The organism is Rhodococcus sp. (in: high G+C Gram-positive bacteria), assembly GCF_049286785.1.
GTDB lineage: Bacteria > Actinomycetota > Actinomycetes > Mycobacteriales > Mycobacteriaceae > Rhodococcus_F.
Map to the genome: position 1 here is coordinate 1 of NZ_JBAQEO010000354.1, position 8885 is coordinate 8885.

6 protein-coding genes are annotated in these 8885 nt (G+C 64.3%); 2 read left to right on the top strand and 4 right to left on the bottom strand.

What is annotated here, in order from left to right; translation table 11 throughout:
• A partial coding sequence (mobF, locus tag WAW17_RS13180; protein ID WP_422333411.1) for a MobF family relaxase occupies window positions 1–811 on the bottom strand: 811 nt, incomplete at its 3' end.
• A gap of 301 nt (window positions 812–1112) precedes the next feature.
• On the opposite strand from mobF, the gene WAW17_RS13185 reads away from it, so the two are divergent.
• On the top strand, window positions 1113–1754 hold the full coding sequence (locus tag WAW17_RS13185; RefSeq protein ID WP_422333412.1) for a hypothetical protein: 642 nt from the start codon (window positions 1113–1115) through the stop codon (window positions 1752–1754).
• A gap of 124 nt (window positions 1755–1878) precedes the next feature.
• A complete protein-coding gene (locus WAW17_RS13190) occupies window positions 1879–2349 on the top strand; it encodes a hypothetical protein (RefSeq protein ID WP_422333413.1) in 471 nt (156 codons plus the stop codon).
• Window positions 2350–2353: 4 nt separating this feature from the next.
• Here the strand turns inward: WAW17_RS13190 and WAW17_RS13195 are convergent, their stop codons facing one another.
• The 3 genes from WAW17_RS13195 to WAW17_RS13205 are packed head-to-tail and all read right to left on the bottom strand — an operon-like array spanning window position 2354 to window position 8867.
• Window positions 2354–3316 (bottom strand): Fic/DOC family protein, encoded by a 963-nt coding sequence (locus tag WAW17_RS13195; protein WP_422333414.1) that lies wholly within the window; start codon window positions 3314–3316, stop codon window positions 2354–2356.
• Window positions 3313–3513, bottom strand: a complete 201-nt coding sequence (locus WAW17_RS13200) for a hypothetical protein (protein WP_422333415.1) — start codon at window positions 3511–3513, stop codon at window positions 3313–3315. The genes WAW17_RS13195 and WAW17_RS13200 overlap by 4 nt, the downstream gene beginning before the upstream one ends.
• Complete coding sequence (locus WAW17_RS13205; protein WP_422333416.1) at window positions 3510–8867, bottom strand: helicase-related protein; 5358 nt, start codon at window positions 8865–8867, stop codon at window positions 3510–3512. The genes WAW17_RS13200 and WAW17_RS13205 overlap by 4 nt, the downstream gene beginning before the upstream one ends.
• Window positions 8868–8885 lie beyond the last annotated feature (18 nt).

Genomic DNA, 8885 nt, shown 5'->3' on the forward strand with positions numbered 1-8885 from the left:
GCGTATGCAGATTCGGGTCACCCACCCGGTTGTCCCAGTGGTCGAACCGGGCGATGAGCAGACCCTCGGCTTTGATCATCCGAGCGCCGGCCTTGCCGCGCCGGGTGTAAGTCAGCTCGTCCTCGACATACCCCAGTGTCTCGTCGACGGCCTGGCGGTGTGCGGCTTCGATGATCTCCTTGACGCGAGGATCGCCGAGCCCCCACAACAGTGAAACGGACTTCATGGGAGTGAAGACCAGGTCATACCCGGCGACGGGCTGCCGCATCTTCTTGTAGCTATCGGTAATGAATCTCATTACCTCTTCGTCGGAAAGCAGGGTTGCTTTGTCACCCTTGCTCTTCGTCAGATGCCGAACTGCCACCTCGTGCTTGATCGCGTCCTTCGCCGCTGAATCGGGATAGCGTCCACCGGTCCGCTTGTACTCGCTGCACCGGTCCTCGACCTCGTGCACGTACTCCTGCGAGGCCGTGAACCAGCTGAACGGCCGCCCGAGCGCGGTGGACGCCGACCACTCGAACCGGTCTGCCGCGGGTGCGGTGACCGGCGGCATCGTGTCGAACGCGGTCGGAGTTCGCGCGGCACCGAACGTTGACCGCATCGCGTTCTCGGTGACTTCGTCGCCCACGGCGACACCGACTCGTGCGGTGGCTTTGCCGTACCAACGCCCGGGAGGGGTGCCCTTGGCGTTGTAGTAATCGATGACGTCGCCCTTTTTCGTCTCGGTCGCGTCACCGGCCGCGACGTGCTTCGTCAGGTACGTGTAACCATCCCCAGCGGAGAGCTTGTGGATGGTCATCATGGCGACCATTGTGCCAGTGTTTCGCCTTTCTTTTGCGATCCTGTTGCGCAGCGGCGCGTCCGCGCTGGCCCGTCCTGTTCTTGCAGCTCGCACCCTTGGTGCAAGAGGTGTGTCTAAGTTTTGGGGCCTGCCGCAGGTAGGTCCTGGTTTTGAGTGCCGTCGGGCGGTCAAGACTCCTCGCCTCCGGCGAGGGTGTTAGGCACTTGGTCGCTTGCGACTCGGTCGTCTTGGTTCGAGTTCGATTCGGTTTTGCTTCACGTTGTCGCGTTGCTCCCACCCCTTTTGCACGCGGGCCGATACACTTCGGCTCATGGCCTCCTCATCCGAAGCTGCGGCGACGCGCTCCCGCCGACTGCACACCGTCAAGAACGTCGACCAGAACATCCGAGCTGCTCGCGAACGCGCTCTGGCCCGACAGAAGCGGCTGGAGAATCTCGCGAAGCCGCTGCACTCGGTCTCCGAGCAACTCGCGCGTCTCGATCGGGAGAGGGAGTCCGTCGAGAATGTGGGCCAGCGCCGTATCGAGACCTTGCAGAGCGGGCTCGAGAAGAAGATCGAGAAACTCAAAGCCGACACGGCCACGAAAATCGAGCAGGCCAAGAAGGACGCGGCGACCAAGCTCGCCGAGCTGCAGGACTCACAGCGCGGATCCGAAGATGCCCTGTTGCTCGAGTACGCGCAGGCGATCGTGCAGTTCTCGTTCGGCGGGTCGAATGCGGACCTGGCCACCGTCCTCGGTTGCTCTCAGAAGGAAGCGAAGGAACTGATCGCGTCGTCGACCGCCGACCTGAAGAACGCCGGCATCTCGGTCACCCCGCCGAAGGAGTCGTCCGCCGCGGCCGACACTGCGCCCGATGCTGAGACGACGACAACGGACAAGTCGGCGACGCCGGACAACGACACCGCGACAGACGTGGAGGACTCCGACTCCCCTGCCCTCACCGCGGTGTGATGACGACCGGTCCGAGTGATCGGTGACGGACGACGCTCAACCAGGGTTGTGGCCGACCGCTGAATCTGGCGGCCACAACCCTGACGCTCAACCACAAGAAGTCCCGGCGCGGGCGCGGCGATTCGTGGATGCATCACTGCCGCCGACGGCCAGGAACATTGCGTCGTTCTGGTCGAAGGTCGTGAAGTCCCCGACGTGTTGGTACTGGACCGGGGCAATCAGCGTTCCGGACGGCTACGGTCGCTTCAACTACCAACGCGGCAATCGGCAGCGGACAGTCCTCGCGCACCGCTTCTCGCTGGAGCTGGAGCACGGATTGCTCGGCGCCGGAGTCGTCTGCGAGCACAAGTGCAACGAGCCGCTCTGTGTACGCGTCGGTGCCAAACATCTGGTCGAGTCGACCTACTCCGAGAATGTTCGCTTCGCGATCGCGCTCGGCCGACTGTCCGGCCACACCCTCCTGGATGGCAGCGGCCGTGCACGATCCGACCGCTCCATTGCGATTCGCGAAGCTCTGCGGCGGTTCGGCTACAACGAAGACGCGCTACTGCGCGCGAAGACCGATCCTGGCCCGGGTCAGTCGACGTTGTTCTGATCCGCTACCGCTCGTATCCGGCGTCGCGTGACGGCTTGCGCTCCGGCTCGGTCGCCTCGACGTTGTCGACATTTGAGGTGTGGCCGGCGAGCATTCTCTCGATCGGGCGGGGATGCCCTGCCGTTGCGGCCCGCACGGCGCTCACGTCGTAACTGGGACCGCCAGTCGCCGCTTCTGGATCGTGCGGTGAGGCGGCAACAACAACGGCCGCGTCGATGGTCTCGCGCAGCAGTGTTGTCTCCCCGGTCTGCATGTACTCGTATCGTCCCCACACGAACTGCTCGCGAAGGTCACCCACCGATGAGCTCGCGTGAGGAAGGTTCGCCTCGACGGGCTGGAATCGTTCGGCGTCGAAGGTGTACCCGGCGTCCGCACTGAGTTGTGTGAAGAACGCGAACTGCGCCCGGGTGTTTCCTTCTCGAAACGGATGGACGTAGTTGATCCGCGCCCACACCTTTGTCAGCTCGTCGACGAAGGTGTTGCGGTCTAGTCCGCGCAGGTGGTTTTTGGCCGCTACTCGTTCGAGGACCGCGGTGGCGTATCCGCGGACCTCTTTGGCGGCGAAGTAGCGGTGCGGAATCTCCGGTGGGTTGCGGACACCATTCCGGTACGCCTGGACGTCCGGCCCGAGCTTGACCATCGGCCAATCCCGCGGGGCGGTGCGGAGTTCGCCGGACCAGGGGTAGACGTCCTGGAACAAATGGTGGTGGATCCGGCGAAGGTGCTTGAGGTCATAGTTACCGGGGATCGGTTCCCGTCTCAGCTCGGACATACGCTTGTAGGTCGCCAGCCCCTCGAACTCGTCGAGGACCTCCGGGTCGGTGATGCCGTACGGCTGATCGGCGGACACACGAACGAGGTTGCGCATGACCGCAGCCGAGATATCGGGAAACCCGGTGTCATCCCAGTGCACCGTCGACGGGATGAAGTAGTCGATCCACTCCTGTGAGAACGAGCGCCGGGTCACTGCTCGGGGCGTCCCCGACGGCGAAGGATCGAGTCGAGAGCATCATCGAGGGTGATGTTCTCCTGCAGCAGTTGGATGAGCAGTTCCTTGGTGTCCTCATCCATGCTGCGGCCCTCGATCGCCATGATCGGCGCGAGCCTGTCGTACTCGGCTCGCGCCTGCGCCTCGGTCAGACCGTGCTGTGCTTTGTCGTTCATACGGCCCGCTCGCCTTCTTCGTCGATTCCGTAGTCGCGCTCGGTCTGAGGTTCCAGGTGGATCGTGCGGACGACCTCATTGTCCGCGATGGCGCTGGTGCCGATGACTTCTCGGAGTGGGCGGGCGTGTCCGCTGCCGGCGGCCTTGAAGCCGTCGATGACGGACTGATCCACGAGCGTGGTGCGCCGCTCCTCGAGGAGCGGCGTCGTGATCGGTTGGGTCGGGTCGATAATGGTGGTTGTCGCCTGATCCGCTGCCGCGCTCTGCGCGTCGCGCAGTTGTATGCCGCGGTGGAGGCTGGCTTCGTACAGTTTGTCCTTGGGGATCTCACGCTCGTGTGCCATCGCGTCGACTTTCCATGCGCTTTCGGCGAAGGCGTCGCCGCGTCGGTTCGAGGTGCCGCGTTCGGTCTGTCCGGCTCCGTCCCATGCTTCCCAGTTCCACTGACGGCCCTGCCAGTAGGTCCGGGCGCCGGGCATCGCGGAGTTCGGATCGAATCCGTACCGCCACTCGGCCTCGGCGGGGTCGAGTGCCTGCCAGGTTTGCCGCACCGCCGCTTCGGCGCGTGCTTCGGCGTTCTCTTCCCATTCCTTACGGGCGGCCGCCATGCGGGCCGGCACGGCCGCGATCACAGCTTCGCGGTTCATGCCCTGTTCCGCGGCCCACCCTTCGGTGGGGTTGAGGTCGAGGGACCATCCTGCGTACTGGCCGTCGGCGCGGCGGCGTTCGGTGTCGAGCCGGCCCTGGCGGAGTGCCTCGGGCGAGTTTTCCCGTGAGTTGACCTCGAGGCGCAACTCGTGGGCGTCGAGCCTGGCTTGCTGAAGCTCGTCCTCATGGGCGAAGACCAGCTCGGGTTCGGCGAGCGCGACGTCGAGCTTGGCTTTGTCGCGCTCGAGTTGTTCTTCGAGCGCATCGCCCCTGTTGCTGACGGAGAAGAGGTGATTGCGGGTGGACTGGATGAATCCGTTGGTGGCGCTGTCGAGGGCGAGAATGTCGATCATCTTGTCGCGTTCGATGTAGCGCTCCTCCCCCGCGATGTCGACGATGTAGTTGGCGAGGGTGTGCGAGTAGCCGAGCATGACCGGGACACCATTGATCGACGCGATCGGAAGGAACTTCCGGTCCTTCGTGACCTCTTCGCGGGCTTGTCCCAGCGACTCTCTCAGTACTTCGCGCAGATCGGCTGCTTCGGTGTCTGGTACCGAGCCGCCGGGTAGGTGCCAGATCCGTTTGCTGCGATCGTCGATGCCCAGCCACTCCTGCAGTTTGCTGCTCTGCTTGTGTTGCTCGGGAAGTCGTTCCGTCGCGGCCGCGACTCTGCTCTTGAGTGAGCGGATCGTCGCCTGGCGGGCCGCGTTGTTGTTGGTGACGGAGTTGCGTTGCGCTTCGAGCATCGTGACTTTCTGCTCGGCTTCGACTTGCTGAACGAACACCGGGTCACCGGTCGCCGCGGCTTTGGTCTGTGCCCAGGACAGCGACAGGTCTCCCCCGACGTCCTCCATCGTTTGCGGGACGTCTTCGCGGCGCAGTTGTGCGACGAACCCGGATTTTCGGGCGACGTACTGGTACATCGTCGCGTCGTAGGAGCGGCGGGCGACGACGTTGATGACGCCGACCTTTTCGAAGGTGTTGCCCTGGCGGATGATGCGTCCGATCCGCTGTTCCATGTCCGCGGCGGTCCACGCCGGGTCCAGGTTGACGAGCTGTTTGAGTGCGCGTTGGACGTTGAGTCCGGTGCCACCCTTCTTCGTCGAGGTCAGCAGGACGCGTATGCGGCCGTCGCGGCACGCTTCGGTGAGTTTGGCTTTCGCCTTGGGTGAGTTGTGGTCGTGCATGAAGGCGATCTCGTCGGCCTTCATGCCTCGCGCGATCAGGGCGTCGCGGAGTTCGGTGTAGACGTTGCGGGCGCGGCTCCCGTCGCCGGCCTTGGGTGTTCCGCGGTCGCAGAACACGAGCTGGAAGGTGCCGGTCATGTCCGGGCCGTGCTTGTCGGCCGGAATGAACACGTCGGCGTTGTCGACATGGGTGTTCCAGATGACGTCGGCCGCGACCTCGACGCGGGAGTTTTCCGGGGGCGGTGAGGGCAGGTTCGCGAGTCTCGGGTGCATGGTGACGTTGCGGCCGTCGGTGGAGATTTTGAGCGAGTTGTCGATGTGCATTTCGTCGCCCTTGACGTTGCCCAGCCGTTCGTCCAGGTCCGCGACGAAGTCGATGACGTCTTGGCCCTGGTCGTATTCGAGGATCGTCGGCGAGCCTCCTTCGATCTCGGGGAGGCGTACGGGGATTTGGTCGGCGACCACTACGTCACGGAACTGGTCGAGCATGGCCACGAGCTGGCGCACGTTCGCGTACTCGGCCATGCGGGTGACCATCCGCAGCTTGGTTCCGGTGATGTTCATTTCGACGGCGGTGACGGGTTTGGCGAAGGTGCCGGCCCAGTTGTCGATACGGCCCATCCCTGCCCGTGCCAGCAGGTCCGGCCGCAACATCTTGGTCATCACCCAGATTTCCGACATCGCGTTGGTGATCGGGGTGCCGGTGGCGAAGGCCATCGCCTTGGCGGGCGCGTTCGGCTTGCCTGCACGTGCGTTGCGGTCCTGAGCTTGTTTGCGCAGGAACCGGGCCTTCATTTCGAGGTCGCTGGCCCGCTGCGATCCCTCGGGCACCGACAGGTCCGCGGAGTTCGATGGCCGCGAGAGGTTCTTGTAGTCGTGTGCCTCGTCGATGAACATGAAGTCGCACCCGGACTGCTCGAAGCTCAGACCGTCATCGGAGGACTTCTGTCCGACGATGTTCTCGATGCGCTTCTTCGTCGCCTTGATCGCGTTCTCGATCTGTTTCACCGAGAACTCGGATCCCGAGTTGTTCGCGGCCTCGAGGGCTTGCCGCATTTCGAGTTCCTCGTTTTCGAGGTACTCGAGCTGCGCCTCACGCTTCATCCCGATCAAACCGAAGACCGACTGCGGGACGATCACCATGTCCCAGTCGCCGACGGCGGTCTGGCCGATGAACCGTTGCCGGTCTTCCACCCCGTCCAGCTCGGAGGCGACGAGGATCTTCGCGTTCGGGTAGGCGTCGCGGGCCTCGTTGCCCCACTGCGAGAGCAGGTGGTTCGGGACGACGACCCAGGGTTGACGGACCTGGCCGAGTCGTTTGGCCTCCATGCAGGCGATGGTCATGGTCAGGGTTTTGCCGGCGCCCACGACGTGATCGAGCAGGATCGTCTCGTCGTGCAGGAACCGCTGCACCGCAGCGGTTTGGTAGTCGTACGGCGTGTACTTCGGGTTCAGGCCGGGGAACTGTTTGAACTCGGTGCTGTACTTGGGTTTGACGAAGGAGTTGCACAACTCGTTGTAGGTGGCGGCGAGTGTGACGTAGCGGTCGCCGTCGGACCACAACCACTCGGCAAAACGCTCCTGCAGCGCGGTCGCGTTCGCCCTGGCGGCAGTGGTCAGTTCCGGGTGGAACCGCGGCTTCGGTGACCGCTCGAGTTCCTCCGGTGTCTTGAGGACCTGCACGGCCTTGTTGTTGGCGATCAGGTTGAACATGTCGACACCGGATAGTGCGGTGCTGCCGTACTTGTCGGTGTAGCCGCTAGTGGGGTTCTTGTGGCGGCTGCTCTGCTCGGTCTCGAAGTTCCAGTTGCCGCTGACCTTGTCGAACTCGGTCGTGAGCTGGCGCGGATCGAGACCGAACTCCTTGATGAGGAATTCCCGGTAGTGCTCCATCGGCACCCAGATGGCACCGGGGCGCACACCGATCGTGGCCGGGTCGACGTCGACGGGAATGGCTTGCTCGAGGGCTTCGACGGCCCCGCCGTAGAGCTCAGGGTCTTCGGCCGCGAGCATCCGCGCTTTGGCGAGTTTGTCGCGGACGTGACCGGAGAGGAATGTTTCGGCGATCTGCCATTCCCCGGGGTGATCGAGGGACGGGAACATGCGCCCACGTGCGTGCTCGATCACGTCACCGATTTCGAGGTCGAGCAGCTCCCCCATCCGCTCGGGTGAGAGGTAGCCGAGTTCGTCGAAGCTGATCGCCATTGCCTCGTCGACGTGCTCGGCGGTCTCGGCTCTGGTCTTGAACGGGGTGGTGTCCTCGGTGAAGATCGGTGACTTGGTGGCCACGGCGTCGGCGCCATCGAAGCGGGACTGGAAGTTTTCGATCGCCAGGACCATGCCGACACGGGGATCACGCCCGATCGCACCCTTGAGGTGGCTCTGGTTCTTCTGCGAGGTCGGCGGCGTCGCCGCCTTGTCCTGCATTTCCTCGAGGATCTCCTCGGGGATCGGTCCGCCGTACGGGGTGGCCTCCTCCGCGCTGAGTCCTTCGTCGCGGGCCTCGGCCTTCCCGGTCTTTATGCGCCACCGCTCGATGGCTTTGTCGAGTCGTTCGGCGATCTTCTGCTCGGTCAGCGGTGCCGGTTCGGTGAGGGTGAACCTGTTGAGCGGTCCCCACCGGTCGGTGTAGCCGTCGTAGAGGTTGCCCAGCTGGGCGCGGAGCGCATCGCGCTCAGCGCGGGTGGATTCGGTGGATCGGCTCGCTTCGGTCAGATTCATGACGGTCTCACCGAGCGCGATGAGTACCTTCCACTGCTCGGCTTTGTCCTTGCCGGTGCAGTTGACGTAGGCCCACCCGTGACCGATCCTGAACTGCTCGAACTGGCCCTTGACCTCGTCGAACCGCATGGTGCCGGGTTCGACGGTGGTGACATCGAGAGCGGTGTCGGTCAGGAGGCCGGCGGCTGTGAACGCCTCGGCCACCTGCGGCGACGGGGCCGGTGCGGTGATTCCGAGTCCGCGTTCGACGGCCTGGTCGATGATCGGATCGAGCTGGCGGCGTAGCTGCTCTGCCAGCGGTGCCCGGAGGCGTGGTTCGACGATCAGGTTCAGGTTGCCGTTCGGGCCGTGCCCGATGGCCAGAGTGCCCAGCACCCGCCCCGGATGTTCCCGGAAGTAGCCGTTGATCCAGTACTGCTCGGGGTTCGCGTTCGCTTCCGCATTCGGGTGATCGAGTGTGATGGCCTTGACCTCGCCGGCCCATTGCAGGGTTTCCGGTGACGGCTCCTGCCCCTCTTCCCTGCGCCGGAACACCAGCACGTCCGTGACCACGGACGTTTTCGCCTGCCGGTCGAACGCCCCGGTCGGCAGCCGCACCGCGCCGACCAGATCGGCCGTCTCGGTGATCTTCTTCCGGGCGTCCGGCCGTTTCGCGTCGGAGGTGTACGCGGAGGTCACGACCGCGACGTAGCCACCGGGTGCGGTCAGGGCGAGGGACTTCACGATGAACTGGTTGTGCAGGGAATGACCGTCGGCGTTGTGGATCGGGTCGTAGACGCCGTACTTACCGAACGGCACGTTGCCGATCGCGCCGGT

Bases quoted from the DNA above. Each gene is read 5' to 3' on its own strand.
- WAW17_RS13185 (WP_422333412.1), top strand. From the start codon at position 1,113: ATGGCCTCCTCATCCGAAGCTGCGGCGACGCGCTCCCGCCGACTGCAC.
- WAW17_RS13200 (WP_422333415.1), bottom strand. From the start codon at position 3,513: ATGAACGACAAAGCACAGCACGGTCTGACCGAGGCGCAGGCGCGAGCC.